This window comes from Nocardioides sp. CER19, assembly GCF_029846275.1.
Classification (GTDB): Bacteria; Actinomycetota; Actinomycetes; order Propionibacteriales; family Nocardioidaceae; genus Nocardioides.
On the sequence record NZ_JARVWS010000002.1, the window covers coordinates 1,311,622 to 1,332,784 of the forward strand.

The 21,163-nt window shown below is 70.5% G+C and carries 15 protein-coding genes; 6 read left to right on the forward strand and 9 right to left on the reverse strand.

Features of this window, described 5'->3' with window-relative positions; translation table 11 throughout:
* Window positions 1–4 precede the first annotated feature (4 nt).
* Window positions 5–889 (reverse strand): alpha/beta fold hydrolase, encoded by an 885-nt coding sequence (locus tag QDS12_RS14780; RefSeq protein ID WP_279880090.1) that lies wholly within the window; start codon window positions 887–889, stop codon window positions 5–7.
* Between the two features lie 153 nt (window positions 890–1,042).
* On the opposite strand from QDS12_RS14780, the gene QDS12_RS14785 reads away from it, so the two are divergent.
* Complete coding sequence (locus QDS12_RS14785; protein ID WP_279880092.1) at window positions 1,043–1,876, forward strand: MarR family transcriptional regulator; 834 nt, start codon at window positions 1,043–1,045, stop codon at window positions 1,874–1,876.
* Window positions 1,877–1,896: 20 nt separating this feature from the next.
* Here the strand turns inward: QDS12_RS14785 and mraY are convergent, their stop codons facing one another.
* On the reverse strand, window positions 1,897–2,982 hold the full coding sequence (gene mraY / locus QDS12_RS14790; protein ID WP_279880094.1) for a phospho-N-acetylmuramoyl-pentapeptide-transferase: 1,086 nt from the start codon (window positions 2,980–2,982) through the stop codon (window positions 1,897–1,899).
* A gap of 386 nt (window positions 2,983–3,368) precedes the next feature.
* Between mraY and QDS12_RS14795 the strand changes: the two genes are divergently transcribed.
* Together QDS12_RS14795 and QDS12_RS14800 are read left to right on the forward strand one after the other, a co-directional pair.
* Complete coding sequence (locus QDS12_RS14795) at window positions 3,369–5,399, forward strand: NAD(P)-binding protein (RefSeq protein WP_279880097.1); 2,031 nt, start codon at window positions 3,369–3,371, stop codon at window positions 5,397–5,399.
* Between the two features lie 42 nt (window positions 5,400–5,441).
* Window positions 5,442–6,389 carry an NAD-dependent epimerase/dehydratase family protein gene (locus QDS12_RS14800; RefSeq protein ID WP_279880099.1) on the forward strand — a complete coding sequence of 316 codons (948 nt, stop codon included), beginning with the start codon at window positions 5,442–5,444 and terminating at the stop codon, window positions 6,387–6,389.
* Between the two features lie 240 nt (window positions 6,390–6,629).
* Here QDS12_RS14800 and QDS12_RS14805 read toward each other — a convergent pair whose 3' ends face one another.
* Window positions 6,630–7,424, reverse strand: a complete 795-nt coding sequence (locus QDS12_RS14805) for a class I SAM-dependent methyltransferase (RefSeq protein WP_279880102.1) — start codon at window positions 7,422–7,424, stop codon at window positions 6,630–6,632.
* A complete protein-coding gene (locus tag QDS12_RS14810) occupies window positions 7,424–8,197 on the reverse strand; it encodes an NUDIX hydrolase (RefSeq protein WP_279880105.1) in 774 nt (257 codons plus the stop codon). Before QDS12_RS14810 ends, QDS12_RS14805 begins: the two co-directional genes overlap by 1 nt.
* A 92-nt stretch (window positions 8,198–8,289) precedes the next feature.
* Here QDS12_RS14810 and QDS12_RS14815 point away from each other — a divergent pair, with 92 nt between their 5' ends.
* Together QDS12_RS14815 and QDS12_RS14820 are read left to right on the forward strand one after the other, a co-directional pair.
* Window positions 8,290–8,901, forward strand: coding sequence for a carboxymuconolactone decarboxylase family protein (locus tag QDS12_RS14815; RefSeq protein WP_279880108.1), 612 nt, complete (start codon window positions 8,290–8,292; stop codon window positions 8,899–8,901).
* Complete coding sequence (locus QDS12_RS14820; protein WP_279880111.1) at window positions 8,898–9,782, forward strand: RNA polymerase sigma-70 factor; 885 nt, start codon at window positions 8,898–8,900, stop codon at window positions 9,780–9,782. The genes QDS12_RS14815 and QDS12_RS14820 overlap by 4 nt, the downstream gene beginning before the upstream one ends.
* Here the strand turns inward: QDS12_RS14820 and glgB are convergent.
* The 4 genes from glgB to QDS12_RS14840 are packed head-to-tail and all read right to left on the reverse strand — an operon-like array spanning window position 9,779 to window position 17,359.
* Window positions 9,779–12,043 (reverse strand): 1,4-alpha-glucan branching protein GlgB, encoded by a 2,265-nt coding sequence (gene glgB, locus QDS12_RS14825; protein ID WP_279880114.1) that lies wholly within the window; start codon window positions 12,041–12,043, stop codon window positions 9,779–9,781. The genes QDS12_RS14820 and glgB overlap by 4 nt on opposite strands.
* A 2-nt stretch (window positions 12,044–12,045) precedes the next feature.
* Complete coding sequence (locus tag QDS12_RS14830) at window positions 12,046–13,494, reverse strand: phosphotransferase (RefSeq protein ID WP_279880117.1); 1,449 nt, start codon at window positions 13,492–13,494, stop codon at window positions 12,046–12,048.
* A complete protein-coding gene (treS, locus tag QDS12_RS14835; RefSeq protein WP_279880120.1) occupies window positions 13,491–15,362 on the reverse strand; it encodes a maltose alpha-D-glucosyltransferase in 1,872 nt (623 codons plus the stop codon). Before treS ends, QDS12_RS14830 begins: the two co-directional genes overlap by 4 nt.
* On the reverse strand, window positions 15,362–17,359 hold the full coding sequence (locus QDS12_RS14840) for an alpha-1,4-glucan--maltose-1-phosphate maltosyltransferase (RefSeq protein WP_279880123.1): 1,998 nt from the start codon (window positions 17,357–17,359) through the stop codon (window positions 15,362–15,364). Before QDS12_RS14840 ends, treS begins: the two co-directional genes overlap by 1 nt.
* 98 nt (window positions 17,360–17,457) lie before the next feature.
* Between QDS12_RS14840 and glgP the strand changes: the two genes are divergently transcribed.
* Entirely contained in the window at window positions 17,458–20,031 is a 2,574-nt protein-coding gene (glgP, locus tag QDS12_RS14845) for an alpha-glucan family phosphorylase (protein WP_279880126.1), read from the forward strand.
* Window positions 20,032–20,092: 61 nt separating this feature from the next.
* On the opposite strand, the gene QDS12_RS14850 is transcribed toward glgP, so the two are convergent.
* On the reverse strand, window positions 20,093–21,145 hold the full coding sequence (locus QDS12_RS14850; protein WP_279880128.1) for an ABC transporter substrate-binding protein: 1,053 nt from the start codon (window positions 21,143–21,145) through the stop codon (window positions 20,093–20,095).
* Window positions 21,146–21,163: the final 18 nt, after the last annotated feature.

Here is a 21,163-nt window from a genome sequence, read left to right on the forward strand (position 1 = left end):
ACGCTCAGACCCGGCCGATCCTCTTGAGGTCGGTGAGGATCTCGTCGAGCCGGGCGAAGAGCGAGAGGTGACCCTCCTCCTCGAACAGGTGGGCACGGGCGCCGGGGACGTGCGCGGCGAGCCACGCGCCGTGGGCGTAGGGCACCATCGCGTCCTGCCGCCCCTGCCAGACCGAGACGGGCACGCGGATGTCGGCCAGGTCGAACCCCCACGGGGCGACGGCGGCCAGGCCGTCGTCCCGGACGCCGACCGCCCCCTGGGCGCCGGCGTGGTTGAACGTCCGGCTCATCCAGTCCGCGAAGTCGGCGGTGACCATCGCCTTGTCGACCGGCGTCACGAGACCGCCCATGGCGTCGGCGATCTGGTCCGGCGTGGCGGCCAGCATGGGCAGGATCTGTTCCACGACGAGCCGCTCGTAGACCTGCGGTCCCTGCTCGGCGGCGCCGTACTCAGCCAGGTTCTCCTCCGCCATGCCGTCGAACCAGTCCAGCCCGTCGGCGGTGTACGGCGCCACCCCGGCCAGCGTCGCCGCGGCCCGGCACCGGGCCGGCAGCAGCGCGGCACAGGCGAGCGCCCGCGGCCCGCCGCCCGACCAACCAGCGGTGAGGAACTCGCCGATGCCCAGGTGGTCGAGCACCGCGACGCTCTCGGCCACGTCGTCGCCGTACCGTCCCGGTCCCGGACGGGGCGTGGACCGGCCGTAGCCCGGCCGGGAGTAGGTGATGTAGCGCAGTCCGGCCGCCGCGACGGCGTCGTCCACGGCCGCGTAGCTGGCGACGGCGGAGGGGGAGCCGACGTGGAAGAGGAGCGGGAAGCCGTCCGGGTCACCGCCGGTCAGGACCTCGATGGAGCGGCCCTCGGGCCCGGGGATCTCGAAGACGGCGGTCACGAGTCCAACAAGACCACATGGCCGTGCCACACGGACGGGGAGGGCCATGACATCCGGATCGGGGAACCGACTGTCGTATCGCGGTCGACGTGTTCGTAGTCCTGGTGACGGCCGTCCGCGAGGGGCGGCGTCGCGATCCGAGGGGGCACACAGATGAAGTGTCGGGAGCCTGTCGCCCGCCGTCTCTTCGAGCTGACCGAACCGATCTCGCTCGTCAACTTCTTCTCTCCGGAGCCCCACGACGCCATGAGGGCGCTCGGGTTCGACAACTACTGGGACGGCTACTTCGCGGGACGCTCGGCGCCCCTCGGCCGGGTCCCCGCCGAGGTGGTCCACGCGGCCTTCTACAACTTCGCCGAGGGCGAGGTCGCGCGCCACATCCCCCAGGTCTGGGACACGACGACCCCCGAGGCGGCACACGCCGCACGCGAGCGTGGCTGCGTCGCGGCGCTGCGGCGGATCCTCGGCGACCTCGTCGCGGTCCCCGGGCTCACGCGCGCCGCCGGGCTGCTCGCCGAGGCCGCGACCAGCGCTCCCACGGAGGGACGGGTCATGTACGCCGCCCTCCGCACGCTCCCGATACCGGAGGAACCTGTGGCCCGGCTCTGGCACGCGGCCGACATGCTGCGCGAGCACCGCGGGGACGGCCACGTCGCGGCTCTCGTCTCGGAGCAGATCGGCGGGACCGAGGCCCACGTGCTCAGCGCCCTCGCGAGTGGCATCTACCCGGCGGAGACGTTCGGCCGGATCCACCACCTCCCCAAGTCGCGACTGGCCGCCGTGATGGACGGTCTGCGCGAGCGCGGGCTCCTGGACGCCGCCGGACGCTTCACCGACGCGGGGCGTGCGACGAAGTGCCGCATCGAGTCCCTGACCGACGCCCTCGCAGAAGCTCCGTACGACGGGCTGGAGCCCCACGAGCTCGATGAGCTGATCGCCCTGCTCGAGCCCATCGCCGTACGGCTCCAGGCCACTGGATCGGCGTAGCCGGCACGCCCGGTGAGGGGTCAGGCCAACCAGGACGTGTAGAAGATCCCCAGCCCGGCCGCGACGCAGATCCCGGCGATGATCCAGAAACGGATGACCACGGTGACTTCGTCCCATCCGAGGTGCTCGAAGTGGTGGTGGATCGGGGTGATCCGGAAGATCCGACGGCCGGTGCCGGTGAGTCGCCTCGAGAGCTTGAAGTAGCTCATCTGGAGAAGCACCGACATCGTCTCCAGCACGAAGAGACCAGCGATGACGGCCATGAGGAGCTCGGTTCGCGACATGATCGCCACCCCGGCCAGCGCACCCCCGATGGCGAGCGAGCCGACGTCGCCCATGATGATGCGCGCGGGCTTGGCGTTCCACCAGAGGAACCCGATGCAGGCCGCAGCGACCGCGGCAGAGAACGCCGCGAGGTCGAGAGGATCGCGTACCTGGTAGCACTGTGACTCGACGACGCTCGGTCGGGACGAGCCGCACAGCTGGTTGTTCTGCCAGACGTTGACGATGGTGTAGGCGGCGAAGATCAACGTCGACGCGCCAGTGAGTAGCCCGTCGGCGCCGTCGGTGAGGTTGGCGGCGTTGGAGGTCGCCGCGACCATGAACCAGATCAGGAGCAGGACCACGACCAGGGGCAGCTTGATCCCCCAGTCCTCGGTGGTCGAGACGTGCCGCGAGGCCGGCGTGACGCCCCGGTCGTCGGCGAAGAAGCTCGTGGCCAGGACCCCGAAGACCAGCGCGACCAGCGTCTGCCCGGCCATCTTGCCCCGGCTGCTCAGACCTGCGTTGTTCTGCGTGTAGACCTTGATGAAGTCGTCGAGGAACCCCACGGCGCCACACCCGAAGAAGAGCAGCAGGACGAGCAGGGCACTGGCACTCGGCCGACCACCGGTCGCGACGGTGGCGGCCAGGTACGCCGCAGCGGCACTCAGCAGGATCACGACACCGCCCATGGTCGGCGTACCCCGCTTGAAGTGGTGCGTCGTCGGCCCGTCCTCCCTGATCGGCTGGCCGAAGCCGTGCCGGGCGAACCAGCCGATGGCGAACCGCGTTCCCAGCAGCGCGCAGGCCAGAGCCAGCCCGCCGCTCAGGAGTATCGCCCGCATGAAAGTGCAGCCCCTCTCGGCCGTCCGGATGGTCGATCCCTTCCAGGCAAGAGGGACTCGTACGCCGCGATTGTGGAGCAGCGGACCCGCGGGGCGCCGAAGGCTCACCGATCAGCGCGCGAACCGCAGGCTGGCCACGGGCGTCTCGACGCCGGCGACGTGCGTGGCGACCCACGCAGACGACCATCAATGTCGCGGATCTTTCCGGCGAGCGCGAGCGGATCCGTTGACGGCGCCTGGGCCCCAGACGACGATGGCGCCATCGGCCTCCGCCGCTCCGCTTGCTCACCGATCATCGGCTGTCTTGGGAGGATGTTGTGTCGGACGAGAACGCAAACGACGAGGTTCCGGCCAAGAGGATCTCCCGGCGCGACTTCCTTGATGGGGTGGCGATCTCCGCAGCCGGTCTCGCGGTCGCGGCCGCGGCGCCCGACCTCATCGGGGCGGAGGCTGCCCTGGCGGCCGAGCCTCCGCGGGGCGGTGGGGCCGGCCGGCCGAGCACGGTGTACCCGCCTGCTGCGACGGGGATCACCGGCCAGACCGACCCCGTCGTCAGCCACGTCGTCCGCATCGACGGCATGCCGAACCCCCGAGATCCGCACTCCTCGGCCGGAGGACCGGGGATCCACCCCGGACGCGTCCGCGACACCGGCGAGGAGTACGACGCGATCATCGTCGGCGCGGGAGCCAGCGGTCTCGCGGCGGCCAAGTACTACCGGGACCGCTTCGGCGAGGACACCCGAGTCCTGCTCGTCGACCCGTTGGCGGACTTCGGTGGTCACGGTCACCGCAACGAGTTCGACATCCCCGACGCCACCACGCCCGGACGACGCGTGCGCATGCTGCGCACCGGCGGGGCGGTCAATCTCGACAGCATCGGGTCGTGGAACCAGCCGGCCAACGGGCTGCTCGACATTCCCGGGTCGTACGGCCAACCGGCCCTCGACATGCTCGACTATCTCGGCATCACGCCCGACGCGTTCCCCAGCTCGAGGGGGCCCGGCATCCCGTCGTCGTACGGCCTGCGCTCGATGCTGCTGTTCCCGAAGAAGGAGTGGAAGCGCGACCACCTGGTGCCGGCCAAGACGGCGGCGGTCTCGTGGGAGGACTTCCTGGCGTCGACCCCGTACTCGGCGCGCGCCCGAGCCGACCTGCTCCACATCCTGGCGGACACCACGACCGACTGGATCAGCCGCAAGGACGGCCCGAAGACCGACCAGGAGAAGAAGGCGATCCTGGCCTCGATCACCTACAAGGAGTACCTCCGTCACTACGTCGGCGCGGGCGAGGAGGCCATCTCCTACCTGCAGCGCAGCTCGCACGGGCTCTTCGGGGCCGGCGTGCAGGCGGTCCAGGCGGCCGACACCTGGGCGCTGGGCAACCCGGGTTTCGACGGGCTCGGGCTCACCAACGACATCTTCCCGGGCATCGGGCGGACCGCCCAGCAGGACAGCTACGAGAACAGCGACCCGACGATCGCGTGGCCGGACGGGAACTCATCGGTGCTCCGGCTCCTGGTGAGTCGGCTGATCCCCAACGCGATCTGCGACGTCGACGGCGCCCGCCCCGACCAGGAGACGATCGTGAAGGCGGTCGTCGCCTACGACCAGCTCGACCGCCGCACCAACCACGTCCGCATCCGCCTCAACTCCACCGTCGTGCGCGTCGAGCCGGGGCGGACGCGCGGCGGCAAGGCGACCGTCACCTACGTGCGCCGTGACGGGGTCGGCGAGCGGGTGCGTGCCCGCCACGTGGTCATGGCGTGCTGGAACCGGGTCACGGCCAGGCTCGTCGACGGCCTGCCGCGGCACCAGGTGGAGAACCTGACGTACGCCCGCAAGGTCCCGCTGGTCTACTGCCGCGTCGCGCTGCGCAACTGGCAGGCCTTCGCCGACGCCAAGATCTCGTCGATCAGCCCCCGAGGCGACTCCTTGTTCTGGGACAGCTGCTCGCTCCAGGCGGGGCAGGTGTTCGGGTCGGCGTACGGGCCCACGCCGACCACCCCGGACCGGCCGGCATTGCTCAGCCTCAACAAGGTCCCCAACGACCCGCGGGAGCTCACCCAGCTGGCGTCGTACGAACGCGGGCGCCAGCAGCTGCTCACCACGAGCCTCCGGACGTTCGAGCACGAGATCGTCGACCTGATCGACCGTACGGTCAACGCGTCCGGCGGGGACTTCGAGCCGGAGCGCGACATCGAGTCGATCGTCGTCAACCGGTGGAACTACGGGTACGCCTACGAGCTCTGCTCGACCTTCGACCCGTCGATCTTCGGTCCGGCAGCACAACAGCCCCACGTCAAGGGGCGAGTGCCGTATCGCAACGTCTCGATCGCGAACAGCGACTCCGGCGCTTTCGCCTACACCCACAGTGCCATCAACGAAGCGTTCAGAGCCGTCAACGACCTACCTGCCTGAGTCGTTCAACCGTGGCGCGATGCGACTCGAGGAGGAGGCGCGATGGTCGAAGCGCTGGATGCGGTGACAGGTGCTTTCAGCTACTCCGGCTCGGCCGTCGCCGCCGCCCTCAGGCGTCGGGGGCGTGCCGTCCGCACGCTGACCAACCATCCTGCGCAGGACGCTCACGGCATCGACGTGCGCCCCCTCGACCTGCGCGACGATGCCGGTCTGCGCCGCTCCTTGACCGGCATCGACACCCTCTACAACACCTACTGGGTGCGGTTCCCCCATCGACAGGTCACGTTCGAGACCGCGATCGACGGCAGCGCGAGGCTCTTCCGGGCGGCCGCCGATGCCGGCGTCCGCAGGATCGTGCACATCTCCATCACAGGCGCCGATGTGAGCTCGCCGTACGCCTACTTCCGAGGGAAGGGCATCGTCGAGCAGCACCTGAAGGAGTGCCGCGTGTCCTACGCGATCGCCCGGCCGGCCATCCTGTTCGGCGGCGACGGCGTGCTGATCAACAACATCGCCTGGCTCATGCGTCGCTCACCGTTGACGCTCGTCGGCGGCGGTGGCCAGTACCGGCTACGCGGGATCCACATCGACGACCTGGCCGACCTCATGGCTGAGCTCGGCGCGAGCGACACCGACACCACGGTCGACGCTGTCGGTCCCGAGTCGCTGACGTTCATGGAGCTCCTCGAGCACATCCGCACCAGCGTCGAGAGCCGAACCCGGATCGTGCCCATCCCCGGCCGGCTCTTCCCTGTCGTCACATGGATGCTCGGACAGGCGCTGCGCGACACACTGCTGACTCGCGAGGAGTACCTCGCCATGGCCGACGGGCTCGCCGACTCCAGCGCGCCGGCCACCGGCACCATCCGCCTCACCGAGTGGATCACGCAGAACCGCGGAACCCTCGGAAGGACCTACGCCCACGAGCTTCGCCGACACTACGAGACACCGCCTCACGGGCCCGTGACGGCCACGTTCGACCACACGTAGACCCTCCTCTCCGTGCGCTCATCGGCAGATCGAGACGCCTGGGCTCACCGTGTGGCGCGACCGCCACTCCCGGAACGAGGTCGGGGGCGTGAGCGGGCCGGTCGTCGTTCACAACGCTGCGTTCGTGCGGGGGTGTGCACAGGGTTTCGTGGTCCGTGGCTGGGTGTCGTGTGCGTGCTCTGGGTCAGGCGCAGTGCCGGGACCGGATCCGCTCGCTGGCCGGTGACAGGCCGCGGCGACTCAGGGGCGGCGTCGGGCCAGCAGCGTGGAGTCGTCGATGTCGACGGTGACGCCGTCGCGTACTGCGGTCCGCGGCCGCTGCTCGACGACGAGCGCCTCGAAGTCGGAGGGGAGACCCGGCAGCAGGTCCGCGGCGAGGAACATCGCGCGGTGGTGGGCGGGACTGAGGTCGAACGTCGCCGCCGGCGCATGCCCGACGACGAGCAGGTGCCCACCCGGCGCGACCGCCTGAGCGAGCAGGCCGACCACGGCCACCATGCCGCCGTCCGGCGGGTGGAGGAAGTGGGTGGTGACGAGATCCCACGTCCGGCCGGCCGGATCGAACGTCCGGGCGTCGACCTGCCACCAGTCGGTGAGGTCGGCGACGCCGGCCTGCTCGGCATGCCGCGCGGCACGGGCGAGGCCCTGGGCGGAGAAGTCGGCGCCGGTGGTTCGCCAGCCCTGCTGGGCGAGCCAGATGACGTCGCCGCCCTCGCCGCAGCCGACGTCGAGCGCGGTTCCCGGTGCCAGGCCGGACGCCTCAGCCACCAGTTGCGGGTTGGGGTTGCCGCTCCAGACGCTGCCCTCGCCGGAGTAGCGCTCGTCCCAGCCCGTCGGCTCGAACATGGCCGCCGCGTCGTCGCCCCGGTGCTCGTGCTCGTGGCCGTGCTCGTGGCCGTGCTCGTGGCCGTGCTCGTGGCCGTGCTCGTGGCCGTGCTCGTGGCCGTGCTCGTGGCCGTGCTCGTGGCCGTGCTCGTGGCCGTGCTCGTGGCCGTGCTCGTGGCCCTGCTCGTGTCCCTGCTCGTGTCCCGTCATCAGCCGACTGGCCGCCCCGACTCGGTGTAGACCCCGCCGGTTCCGTGCGCGCTGGCGAGCGCCGCCTCCACCCGACGCGCGGTGAAGTCGGCGCACCGCTCGCGCACCTGCTCCATCGTGCAGAACTCGACCGAGCGGATCTCGCGCTCCTCGCGCACCATCGCGTCGATCAGCGACTGGTCGTGGATGCCACCGTCGTAGACGAGCGTGAGCGCGTCGTCCCAGCCGCTCCACGGCGGGAGCCAGTCGATGAGGAGCAGCGGCCCCGCCTTCAGGTCCAGCTCCAGCTCCTCCTGGACCTCACGGCTCACGCCGTCGGCGGGCGACTCACCGACCTCGACGACTCCGCCGGGCAGGTCCCAGTCCGGCTTGTAGGTGAGCTGGCAGAGCAGCACGCGCTCGTCGGCGTCGCGGATGAGGAACTGCCCGATGGCGCGCTTGCGCGGGAGGAAGGAGTTGAGCAACGCGCGGAAGCCCTCGGGCTCGTGAGCGGGTACGTCGGTCACGACCCGTGCGTAGACGATGCGGTCGACCGGCAGACCGTTGACGGTCACCCCCCGCATCACACCCTCGCGGCGCAGGCCCGACCACGTCGCGGTGCGTTGGGCCCGCTCGTCCTCCGGGTCCACGAGCGCCTCGACCCGGTGGTGGGTGGTGAGGGCCGCAGCCACCTGATGGCTGACGACCGACACCGGCTCGTCGTCCGTCCAGCTGATGCGAGCCACGCCCTCCGCGACGGTCATCACGGTCGTCCGGGAGTCGTTGGTGCTCACGCGCAGCAGCCTAGTGGCCGCTGCGCATGTCACAGACCGCTGTCCGACGGTGTCTCGTGCGCAGAAGACATCCCGACGCAGAGGTGAGACAGATGCCCAGCACCAGTAGGTTCCGGATCCCCAAAGCCGAGCTGACCGGCCTCTACGGCGCGCTGCTCAAGCGGCTGGCGAAGCGCATGGTCGGCGACGTACCTGACAACGCCTACGTCTACTTCCACAACAAGCCGGTCCTCAAGGCGGTGCTCGGCTTCGAGCGGAAGGTCGACACGTGGGATGCGCTCGACCCCACGCTCAAGTCCTATGCCCAGCTCGCCAGCGCCGCCACGATCGGTTGCAGCTGGTGCTTGGACTTCGGGTACTTCAAGGCGCACAACGACAAGCTCGACCTCGCCAAGATCAGCCAGGTCCCGCGGTGGCGCGAGTCCGACGCGTTCGAGCCGCTCGAGCGCGACGTGCTCGAGTACGCCGAGGCGATGACCGCGACCCCGCCGACGGTCACGGACTGGATGGTGGAGAAGCTGCTCGACCAGCTCGGCCCGGCCGCAGTCGTCGAGCTCACGCAGATGATCGCGCTGGAGAACATGCGCTCGCGGTTCAACTCGGCCGCGGGCCTGCAGAGCCAGGGCTTCAGCGACGTGTGCGAGCTCCCGATGGCGACGACGGCCACGACGCGGCACCTCGGCGCCGTACGCTCCGGGGCATGAGCGCCGACCCGGCGACCGACGTCTTCGTCGCCCACCGCAACCTGCTCTTCACCGTCGCCTACGAGATGCTCGGCTCGGCCGCCGACGCCGAGGACGTGCTCCAGGAGACGTGGCTGCGGTGGGCAGACGTCGACCAGGACGAGGTGCGCGACGGGCGTGCCTACCTGGTCCGCATCACCACCCGCCTGGCCCTCAACCGGCTCCGCACCGTGGGCCGCCAGCGGGAGACGTACGTCGGCCCGTGGCTGCCAGAGCCGCTGCTCACCGCCCCGGACGTGGCGGAGGACGTCGAGCTCGCGGAGAGCGTCTCGACGGCGATGCTGCTGGTGCTCGAGACGCTCACCCCGACCGAGCGCGCGGTCTTCGTGCTGCGCGAGGTCTTCGACGTCGGCTACGACGAGATCGCCGCGGCGGTGGAGAAGACGCCCGCGGCGGTCCGGCAGATCGCGCACCGTGCGCGCTCGCACGTGGCGGCCCGCCAGCCGCGGGTGGAGGTCTCCCAGGAGGACACGCGGCGGGTGCTCGCGACGTTCCGGGAGGCGCTGGAGACCGGGGACCTCCAGGCGCTGCTCGACGTCATGGCTCCCGACGTCGTCATGCTGAGCGACGGCGGTGGCGTGAAGCAGGCGGCCCTGCGCCCCATCGTCGGCGCGGACAAGGTGCTGCGCTGGTTCATCGGCGTCTCCGCCAAGGCCCCGACGCCGGTCACGATGCAGAACGTGCTGGTCAACGGCACGCCCGGCCTACGGATCGACACCGGTGGCGAGCTCGACACGATCGCGACGCTCAAGGTCGAGGGCGGCCTGGTGACCGCGATGTACCTCGTCCGCAACCCGGCCAAGCTCGCCTTCGTCGACGCCGAGCAGCCGCTCGCTCGCTAGGTCGTCGTCTCCTCGTTCGCGACGGCGCCCGCACGCGGGCGCAGCCACAGTGTCCCGAGCGGCGGCACCCGCAGGTCGGCGTACGCCGGCCAGCCGGCGTGCTCGCCCGCAACGGCCGTGACCTTGCCCAGGTTGCCCACGCCCGAGCCGGAGTAGACGTCGGCGTCGGTGTTGACGACCTCGTCCCACTCCCCGGCGACAGGCAGCCCGATGCGGTAGCCCTCGTGGGGGACGGCGGAGAAGTTCGCGACGCAGACGAGCTGGTCGCCGGGCTCCCCGTCAGCGGAGGCGCGGCGGACGAACGAGTAGACGTTGTGCTCGGTGTCGTCGGCGTTGATCCAGGAGAAGCCGGCGGGGGAGGCGTCCTGCGCCCACAGCGCCGGGGTGTCCCGGTAGGTCCGGTTGAGGTCGCGGACCAGCGAGTGCAGGCCGCGGTGCTCGGGGTGGTCGAGCAACCACCAGTCGAGCTCGCGGGACTCGGCCCACTCGGACTCCTGACCGAACTCGCTGCCCATGAAGAGCAGCTGCTTGCCCGGGTGCGCCCACATGAACGCCAGGTAGGCGCGGAGGTTGGCGAGCTGGCGCCACCGGTCGCCCGGCATCTTGCGCAGCAGCGACCCCTTGCCGTGCACGACCTCGTCGTGGGAGAGCGGCAGGACGTAGTTCTCCGACCAGGCGTAGGTCAGCGCGAACGTCATGTCGTGGTGGTGCCAGGAGCGGTGCACGGGGTCACGGGCGAGGTAGTCGAGCGTGTCGTGCATCCAGCCCATGTTCCACTTGAAGCCGAAGCCGAGGCCGCCGGCATTCGTCGCGCGGGTGACGCCCGGCCAGGAGGTGGACTCCTCGGCCACGGTGGTGATGCCGGGGACCCGCTTGTAGGCGGTGGCGTTCATCTCCTGGAGGAACTGGACCGCCTCGAGGTTCTCGCGGCCGCCGTGGATGTTCGGCTCCCACTCGCCCTCCTTGCGGGCGTAGTCGAGGTAGAGCATCGAGGCGACGCCGTCGACGCGCAGACCGTCGGCGTGGAACTCCTCCAGCCAGTAGATGGCGTTGGCGTAGAGGAAGTTGCGGACCTCCGGCCGGCCGAAGTCGAAGATGTGCGATCCCCACTCCTGGTGCCAGCCGCGGCGCGGGTCGGGGTGCTCGTAGAGCGGCGCCCCGTCGAACCGGGCCAGCGCCCACTCGTCGGTCGCGAAGTGGCCGGGCACCCAGTCGAGGATGACACCCACGCCGGCCTGGTGCAGCCGGTCGACGAGGTAGCGGAAGTCGTCGGGCGTCCCCAGGCGCGAGTCGGGGGCGAAGTACGACGTCACGTGGTAGCCCCATGACCCGCCGAACGGGTGCTGCATGACCGGCATCAGCTCGACGTGGGTGAAGCCGAGGTCGCTGACGTAGCCCACCAGCTCGTCAGCCAGGTCGGCGTAGGACCGGTGGCGCCGCCACGAGCCGAGGTGGACCTCGTAGACCGACATCGGCTCGGCCACGGGCTGCTTGCTCCGGCGCTCCTCCATCCAGGCGTCGTCGGCCCAGGTGTAGCCGGACTCGAAGACCCGGGAGGAGGTGTTCGGCGGCACCTCGGCCCAGGCCGCCATCGGGTCGGCCTTCTCGCGCCACTGCTGGTCGGCACCCAGGATGATGAACTTGTAGTGCGTGCCGCTGCCGACCTCGGGCACGAACAGCTCCCAGACCCCTGACTCGCCGAGCTGGCGCATCGGGTGCTCGCGGCCGTCCCAGCTGTTGAAGTCGCCCTCGAGCCGGACGCCGTAGGCGCGCGGCGCCCAGACGGCGAACGAGGTGCCCGTGACGTCGGGACCGCCCGGCGACTCGTAGTGGTGCACCCGAGCGCCGAGGACCTTCCACAGCTGCTCGTGGCGGCCCTCCCGGATGAGGTGCTGGTCGACCTCGCCGACGGTCGGCAGGAAGCGGTAGGGGTCGTCGACCTCCAGCGTGTGGTCGCCGTAGGTCACCGCGAGCCGGTAGTCGGGCACGTCCTCGACGGGCAGTACGCCGGCCCACACGCCCTCGTGCTCGTGGGTGAGATCCACCTCCTCCCAGCCCGACGCGCTGGTCGAGCCGGCGGGCGCGCGGTAGCGGACCACGACCGTCGAGGCGAGCGGCTTGAGGACCCGGACGGTGACGGTGCCGTCGTAGGGGTGCGGCCCGAGGATCGAGTGGGGGCTGGCGTGCCTGCCCTCGACGAGACTGCTGAGCTCGTGGATCTCGACGGGGTGCACGCTGGTGCTCGGTCGGTTGGTCGACACGCTCAGGCTCCGATCTGCGCGAGCGCCTCGAGCGGGATGGTGAGCCAGCCCGGGCGGTTCCGCGCTTCGTAGACGGTCTCGTAGACGGCCTTGTCGGCGACGTAGGCATCGAGGAGCACGCGCTGCTCGACGGTGAGGTCGCCGCCGTAGGCGACGAGGAAGTGGTTGCGGTTGCGGTGCGCCCACTCGTCGGCGCGCATGCGCCGCAGCTCGGCCAGCTCGCTGTCGCTGTCGGCTCCCGGCTGGCTGTGCTCGACCGAGCGCGGGGCGTAGTCGAAGGACCGCAGCATGCCGGCGACGTCGCGCCACCGGGAGTCGGGGAGCATCCGCTCGGCGAGCGGCTTGGCCGGCTCGCCCTCGAAGTCGACGATCTTCCACCCCTTCGCGGTCCGCAGCGTCTGCCCGAGGTGCAGGTCGCCGTGGATGCGCTGCACCTCGAGGCCGCCGAGGGCCGCGACGCGGGCGAACACCGACCGGAGCCGCTCGACGTGCGGCGCCAGGTCGGGTACGGCGGCCAGGGCTCGGTCGAGCCGCTCGTTCATCGCCGCGGCCAGTGCCGCCGCGGCCTCCGGGCCACGCGCCTCGGGCGGGAACCGCTCCGCCAGCTGGCGGTGCACGTCGGCCACTGCCTCGCCCAGCCGCGCCGACTCGCCGGCGAAGTCGCCGCCGGAGTCGGTGGCGTGCAGCTCGGGGCTGCCCAGCAGGCTGCGGACGCTCGCGAGCGCGAGGTCCCAGCCGTCGGTGGCGGTCCGCAGGAACTGTTGCAGCATCGCCAGCTGCATCACCGGCTGGTCGCCGGCCGGTGACTCGGCCTCGAGCCAGCCGTAGAGGGCGGCGACGTGGTCCGAGCCGACCTCGGTGAGCGTGCGGTGGATCTCGATGTCAGGGTTCACGCCGGGTGTCACCTTGCGGAAGACCTTCATCAGCGCGTCCTCGCCGAACGCCACCGACGAGTTCGACTGCTCGCCGGAGAACAGGGTCGAGTGGGCGGTGGTGTCGAGCTGGTGCCCGGGCAGCCGGTGGAAGGTGAGCCGCCCGTCCGCCGGTACGCCGGCCGGGCCGGCCGCCGCCTCGAAGGAGCGCAGCCAGCAGGCCATCGCCTCGCGGTCGTGCAGGGCGTCGTAGGCGTGCACCCAGCCGAGCGCCGGGTCCTCCCACCAGCCGATGAACGCGTGGTCGAGCCGGCCTTGCGGGTGCTCGTAGAACGCGAGCGGCACCTGGTAGAGCTCCACCTCGCCCGAGGGCCCGTTGCCGGGCTCGGCGTAGGCGACCTCGACGAGGTGGATCAGCACGTGCGGGCTGTCCTCGACGCGTCCGGGCACCTCCTCGAGCACCCGGATGTCGCTGACGTGGAAGGTCCGGCCCTTGCCGCCGAACCAGCGGGTGCGACTGAGGTAGTCGGCGAAGACCTCGCGGTCGAGGTGGTCGGCCGATGCGGCAGTCACGCTCATAGAAGCTCCTCCCCGGTCAGCGTCGCGCCGGGCTCGATCGGTGCGGTGTCCGTCCTGGTCAGGCGGAACCAGTAGAACCCGTACCCACCGAGGGTCAGCAGGTAGGGAAGCTCGCCGATCGCCGGGAACGGCACGCCGCCGATCAGCTCGACGGGTACCATGCCCTCGAAGCGTCGCAGGTCCAGCTGGACGGGTTGCGGGAACCGCGACAGGTTGTTGACGCAGAGGATGACGTCGGTGCTGCCGTCCTCCTTGCGGTGCTCGCGCGAGTAGGAGAGCACCGAGGGGTTCGAGCCGCCCAGGTCGATGAAGCTGCCCAGCCCGAAGGCCGGGTGCTGCTTGCGGGCGTGGATCAGCCGGCGGGTCCACTGGAGCAGGCTCGAGGAGTCCTCGAGCTGCGCCTCGACGTTGACGGCCTGGTAGCCGTAGACCGGGTCCTGCACGATCGGCCGGTCGAGCTTGCCGGGGTTCGCGACGGAGAACCCGGCGTTGCGGTCGAGCGACCACTGCATCGGCGTACGCACGCCGTCGCGGTCGCCGAGCCAGATGTTGTCGCCCATCCCGATCTCGTCGCCGTAGTAGAGCACCGGCGAGCCGGGCAGCGAGAGCAGCAGGGCGGTGAACAGCTCGATCTGGTCGATGTCGTTGTCGAGCAGCGGCGCCAGGCGCCGGCGGATCCCGATGTTGGCCTTCATGCGGGGGTCCTTGGCGTACTCGTCCCACATGTAGTCGCGGTCCTCGTCGGTGACCATCTCGAGCGTCAGCTCGTCGTGGTTGCGCAGGAAGATGCCCCACTGGCAGCCGCTCGGGATCGGCGGCGTCTCCTCGAGGATCTCGCTGATCGGGAACCGGGACTCGCGCCGCACCGCCATGAAGATGCGCGGCATGACGGGGAAGTGGAAGCACATGTGGCACTCGTCGCCGCCGGCGGCGAAGTCGCCGAAGTAGTCGACCACGTCGGCCGGCCACTGGTTGGCCTCGGCGAGCAGGACGGTGCCCGGGTACTCCTCGTCCACGATGCGGCGGACCTTCTTGAGGAACTCGTGGGTCTGCGGCAGGTTCTCGCCGTTGGTGCCCTCGGCCTCGTAGAGGTAGGGGACGGCGTCGAGACGGAAGCCGTCGAGGCCCAGGTCGAGCCAGAACCGCATGGCGTCGACGATGTCCTCGTGGACCTTCGGGTTCTCGTAGTTGAGGTCCGGTTGGTGCGAGAAGAAGCGGTGCCAGAAGTACTGCTGGCGGACCGGGTCCCACGTCCAGTTCGACGGCTCGGTGTCGACGAAGATGATCCGCGCGTCCTGGTAGCCCTCGTCGGAGTCGGACCAGACGTAGTAGTCGCCGTAGGGCCCGTCCGGGTCGTTGCGGCTCTCCTGGAACCACGGGTGCTGGTCGCTGGTGTGGTTGACGACGAAGTCGATGATCACCCGGATGTCGCGCTCGTGCGCGGCGACCAGGAACTCCTTGAAGTCCTCGATCGTGCCGACCTCGGGGAGTACGCCGGTGAAGTCCGCGACGTCGTAGCCGCCGTCGCGCAGCGGGCTGGGGAAGAACGGCGGCAGCCAGAGGCAGTCGACGCCGAGCCACGCGAGGTAGTCGAGCTTCTCGGTGAGGCCCCTGAAGTCGCCGGTGCCGTCGCCGTTGGAGTCCTTGAACGACCGGACGAGGACCTCGTAGAAGACGGCCGACTTGAACCACTCCGGCTCGCCCTGGTGGTCGATGCCGGGGGAGTCGGGGAACGGGTCCTCGCTGACGATGCCGCCCGTGGGCGCGTCGTCCACGGGGGCCTCGGGGTGCTCGGTGTTCTCGGGGTTCTCGGGGTTCTCGGGGTTCGCGTCGCCCTCGGCGCTCTCGGCAGGGTGCAGCTCGGTCATCAGAGGCTCCTCACCGCCAGGACGTGGGCGGACTCGTGGCCGGGATCGAGCCGGACGTAGTTGTCACGCCCCCAGGTCCAGTCCTCACCGGTGATCTCGTCGTGGACGACGAAGCTCTCCGGGAGGCCCAGGGCGGTGAGGTCGAGGTGGACCATCGTCTCGCGCACGCCGTGCGGGTCGAGGTTGATGACGACGATGACGGTGTCCTTTCCGGTTGCCGATCCGGTCGCTGAGCCTGTCGAGGCGGTCGAGGCCTGCTTGGCGAAGACCAGGGTGTGGTCGTCGTCCGCCCAGTGGACCGTGAGGTTGCGCAGCAGCTGCAGCGCCGGGTGTGCGCGGCGGATCTCGTTGAGGCGGGTGAGGTACGGCGCCAGGGTGCGTCCCTCGCGGTCGGCCGCTGCCCAGTCCCGCGGGCGCAGCTGGTACTTCTCCGAGTCGAGGTACTCCTCGCTGCCGGGGCGCACGGCGACGTGCTCGAACAGCTCGTAGCCCGCGTAGACGCCCCACGAGGGAGAGCCCATGGCGGCCAGGGCCGCGCGGATCTTGAACGCCGCCGGGCCGCCGTACTGGAGGAAGGCGTGGAGGATGTCGGGCGTGTTGACGAAGAAGTTCGGCCGCATGAGGTGGTCGGACTCCGAGGAGACCTCGCGCAGGTAGTCCTCGATCTCCTCCTTCTCCACTCGCCACGTGAAGTAGGTGTAGGACTGGTGGAAGCCGACCGAGCCGAGCGCGCGCATCATCGCGGGGCGAGTGAACGCCTCGGAGAGGAAGAGGACGTCGGGGTCGGTGCGGCGCACCTCGCGCAGCAGCCACTCCCAGAACGCCACCGGCTTCGTGTGCGGGTTGTCGACGCGGAAGATGCGGACGCCGTGCGACATCCAGTGTCGGACGACGCGGAGCACCTCCTGCGCGATCCCGGTCGGGTCGTTGTCGAAGTTGATCGGGTAGATGTCCTGGTACTTCTTCGGCGGGTTCTCCGCGTAGGCGATCGAGCCGTCGGCGCGCGTCGTGAACCACTCCTGGTGGGCCTTCACCCACGGATGGTCGGGCGCCGCCTGCAGGGCGAGGTCGAGCGCGACCTCGAGCCCGAGCGCGCCGGCGCGGGCGACGAAGGCATCGAAGTCCTCGAAGGTCCCGAGGTCGGGGTGGAGGGCGTCGTGCCCCCCGTGCCGCGACCCGATCGCCCACGGGCTGCCGACGTCGTCGGGGCCGGGCGTGAGCGAGTTGTTGGGACCCTTGCGGTTGACCTCGCCGATGGGGTGGACGGGCGGCAGGTAGACGACATCGAAGCCCATGGCGGCGACGGCGTCGAGCCGCTCCATCGCCGTGCGGAACGTGCCGGTCCGCATCACCCCGTTCTCGTCGGGCGCGGCACCCTCCGAGCGCGGGAAGAACTCGTACCAGCTGCCGAAGAGGGCGCGCCTGCGGTCGGCGTACGCCGGGTAGGGGCCCTCGGACGTCGCCAGCTCGCGCAGCGGGTGACGGCGCAGGATGCCGACGAGGTCGGGCGCGGTCATGACGGCCAGGCGTGCCGCCGACGGCCGGGTGGTGTCCGAGGCGGCGTCGACGGCAGCCTTCACCGTCGCGGCCTCGGCCTGGCTCAGGCCGGGGTCTGCGAGCACGCGCTCGAGCAGCAGCCGTCCCTCGGTGAACATGAGCTCCACGTCGACGCCGGCGTCGATCTTGATCGGCCCGTCGTGCAGCCAGGTGCCGAGCGGGTCCGACCACGACTGGACCTCGAAGGTCCAGAGTCCCTCGGCGTCGGGCGTCACCCAGGCCTCGTACCTGTCGCTCCTCGGTCCGGTCTCCGACATCCGCACCGGCGGTCGTCTCACCCCGGTCGGGTCGATGAGGACGACGTCGACCCCGAGCAGGTCGTGACCCTCACGGAAGACGGTCGCGCGCACCGGGAAGGGCTCGCCGACGGTCGCCTTCGCGGGCTGCCGCCCGAGATCGACAACGGGGTGCACGTCCAGCACGGGGATGCGTCCGACCATGGCATCAAACTATCCAGCCGAGGCCCTCCTCATGCCCCGCGGCTCCATCCGGATCAATTGTTGGATCGATCCAAGGGGTGTGGGCTAGGTTCGACTTCATGCGTGCGATCCGTCGCTTCACCGTCCGTCCCGTGCTGCCCGCGCCGCTCGCCGCCCTGGGCACTCTCGCCGGCAACCTGCGCTGGTCCTGGCATCCGCCGACCCAGGACGTCTTCGCCGCGGTCGATCCCGATCTGTGGGAGTCCACGGGCCGCGACCCGGTCCGCCTCCTCGGGGCGGTCGGTCGCACGCGGTTCGAGGAGCTGGCCGCCGACCAGGCCTTCCTCGCGCGGCTCGCCGAGGCCGAGGCGGACCTGCAGCGCTACCTCACCGAGGACCGCTGGTACCAGCGGACGGTCGCGGGCGGCCCGCGGGCGATCGGCTACTTCTCGCCGGAGTTCGGCATCACCGCTGTCCTGCCGCAGTACTCGGGCGGTCTCGGCATCCTGGCTGGCGACCACCTCAAGGCGGCCAGCGACCTGGGCGTGCCCATCGTCGGCGTCGGCCTGCTCTACAAGCACGGCTACTTCAAGCAGTCGCTCTCGCGCGACGGCTGGCAGCAGGAGACCTATCCGGTCCTGGACCCCGACGGCCTGCCGATCTCCGCGCTGCGCGAGGCCGACGGCAGCCCGGCCACCGTCTCGATCGCGCTGCCCGGCGGCCCTGACCTCGTCGCCCGGATCTGGGTCGCCAGCGTGGGTCGCGTCCCACTGCTGATGCTCGACACCGACGTCGAGGGCAACCCCGACCACTACGTCGACGTGACCGACCGGCTCTACGGCGGCAACAGCGAGCACCGGCTGCGCCAGGAGCTGCTCCTCGGTGTCGGCGGCGTGCGCGCGCTGCGGGTCTACTCGCGGATCACCGGAACGCCCGCTCCCGAGGTGTTCCACACCAACGAGGGCCACGCCGGCTTCCTCGGCCTGGAGCGCATCCGCGAGCTCACCGTCGCCGAGGGTGGTCCGCGGCTCGACTTCGAGACCGCGCTCGAGGTCGGCCGTGCCTCGACCGTCTTCACCACCCACACGCCCGTTCCCGCCGGCATCGACCGCTTCCCGCGCACGCTCGTGGAGCAGTACTTCGCGGAGGGTTCGGGGGTCACGCCCGGCGTTCCGGTCGACCGGGTGCTCGCGCTGGGCGCCGAGGACTACGAGGGCGGCGACCCGTCGGTGTTCAACATGGCGGTGATGGGCTTCCGGCTCGCCCAGCGCGCGAACGGCGTGTCACTGCTGCACGGCCACGTCTCCCGCGGCATGTTCAACGGGCTGTGGCCGGCGTTCGACGAGGCCGAGGTGCCGATCGGGTCGATCACCAACGGTGTGCACGCACCGACCTGGGTCGCCCGCGAGCTGTTCGAGCTCGCCGAGAAGGAGGGCGCGGTCTTCCACGACCCCGACTCGTTCTGGGCGATCGTCGACAAGGTGCCCGGCGAGGAGGTCTGGGCGGTCAAGCGGCAGCTGCGCGACTGTCTCGTGCGCGACGCCCGCCGGCGCTTGCGCCGGTCGTGGGAGAAGAGGGGCGCGGCGAGCGCCGAGCTCGGGTGGATCGACGACGCACTCTCGCCCGACGTGCTCACGATCGGGTTCGCGCGTCGCGTGCCGTCGTACAAGCGGCTGACGCTGATGCTGCGCGACCCCGCGCGCCTCAAGCGCCTGCTGCTCGACCCGGAGCGGCCGGTGCAGCTCGTCATCGCCGGCAAGTCGCACCCCGCCGACGACGGCGGCAAGCGGCTCATCCAGGAGATGGTCCGCTTCGCCGACGACCCCGAGGTACGGCACCGGATCGTCTTCCTGCCGAACTACGACATCGCGATGGCGCAGCCGCTCTACCCGGGCTGCGACGTGTGGCTCAACAACCCCCTGCGCCCCTACGAGGCGTGCGGTACCTCCGGCATGAAGGCGGCGCTCAACGGCGGCCTCAACCTCTCGATCCTCGACGGCTGGTGGGACGAGTGGTACGACGGCCAGAACGGTTGGGCCATCCCGTCGGCCGACGGGCTGGACGACCCCGACCGGCGTGACGACCTCGAGGCCGCGTCGCTCTACGACCTGATCGAGAACGAGATCGCGCCCCGCTTCTACGACATCGACGACGACGGCGTGCCGACCCGGTGGCTGGAGATGCTCCGCCACACGCTGAAGTCGCTCGGCCCCAAGGTGCTGGCCACCCGGATGGTGCGCGACTACGTGCACCAGCTCTACGGCCCGGCCACCGAGAACGCGCGCTCGCTCAACGACGACTACGACGGTGCGCGTGAGCTCGCCGCGTGGAAGCAGCGGGTCAAGGCCGCCTGGCCGCAGGTCCGCGTCGAGCACGTGGAGAGCAGCGGTGTCGGCGACGCACCCGAGGTCGGCGCGGTGCTGTCCGTGCGTGCGTTCGTGGCGCTCGGCGACCTCTCGCCCGAGGACGTCGACGTGCAGCTGCTCCACGGTCGGGCGGACGCCGAGGACCTGCTCACCGACGCGACCTGCACGGTGCTCGGCCTGACGGAGTCCTACGAGGGCGGGCGGCACAGCTTCGCCGGCGAGGTCACCCTCGACCAGTCCGGACCGTTCGGCTACACGGTGCGGGTCGTGCCGCGCAACGGCCACCTGGCGTCGTACGCCGAGCTGGGGGTCGTGGCGACGGCCTGATCGTCCCGCGGAGACGCGAGAAGGCCGGTCCCCTCGAGCGGGGACCGGCCTTCTGCCGTGGTCACTTCGCCGCGTCGACGAACTCGGTGGTGTAGGTCTTCGACAGGTCGATGTCGTCCTTCTTGGCCTTCACCGTGTCGCTGAACGTGCCGAGCACGTCGAGGACGGTCTCGGGGCCGCCGTCGGGCATCCGGCCGTCGGTGGTGAACATCGGAGCGGAGTCCTTGATCGACTTCTCGTAGAGCGCCGGGTCGCCGCCGTTGTAGTCCTTCGGCATCTTCGCCGCGACCTCGGCCGCGTCGTGGGTGCTGATCCACTTCATGGTCTTCACGAACGCGTCGGCCAGCTTCTGGACCGTCTTGGGGTTCTTCTCGACGTAGTCGCAGGTCATGTAGAGCGAGGCCGCCGGGTAGAGGCCGCCGAGCGCCGCCTGGGTGCCCTCCTCGGTCCGCATGTCGATGAGCACCTTGCCCAGGCCCTTGTCCACGGCTGTGGCGATGGTCGGGTCGGTCGTCATGCCGGCGTCGATGCCGCCGTTCTGCAGGGCCGCGATGAACGTCGATCCCGCGCCGGCCGCGACCGTCGCGTAGTCCTTGGTGTCGATGCCGTTCTTCGTGGCGAGGTACTGCGTCAGGTAGTCGGTCGACGAGCCGGGCGAGGTCACGCCCAGCTTCTTGCCCTTGAAGTCGCCGGCGGCGGTCACGCCGGCGGCCTTCGTGGAGACGACCTCGGCCTCGCCGGGGACCTTGGCGAGCTGGACGACGCTCTCGACGCACTTGTCCTGCGCCTGCAGGGTGATCGCGTGGTCGTAGAAGCCGACCACGCCGTCGACCTGGCCGGCGAGCATCACGTTCTCGGCGTTGGCGCCCGAGGGCTCGGTCTTGAGGTCGACGTCGACGCCGGCGTCCTTGAAGTAGCCGAGCTGCTCGGTGAGCTTCGCCGGCAGGTAGATCACCTTGTCGATGCCGCCGACCATGATGCTGACCTTCGGGGTGCCGGAGCTGTCGTCGGCGCTGGCGCCGCCACGGCAGCCGGTCAGCGAGGTGGCGACGGCCGCGGCCGCGATGGTGCCGGCGAGAACCCGGCGGGTGCGCTGCTGCATGGATGTGGTCACTTTCTCTTCTGTGGATGT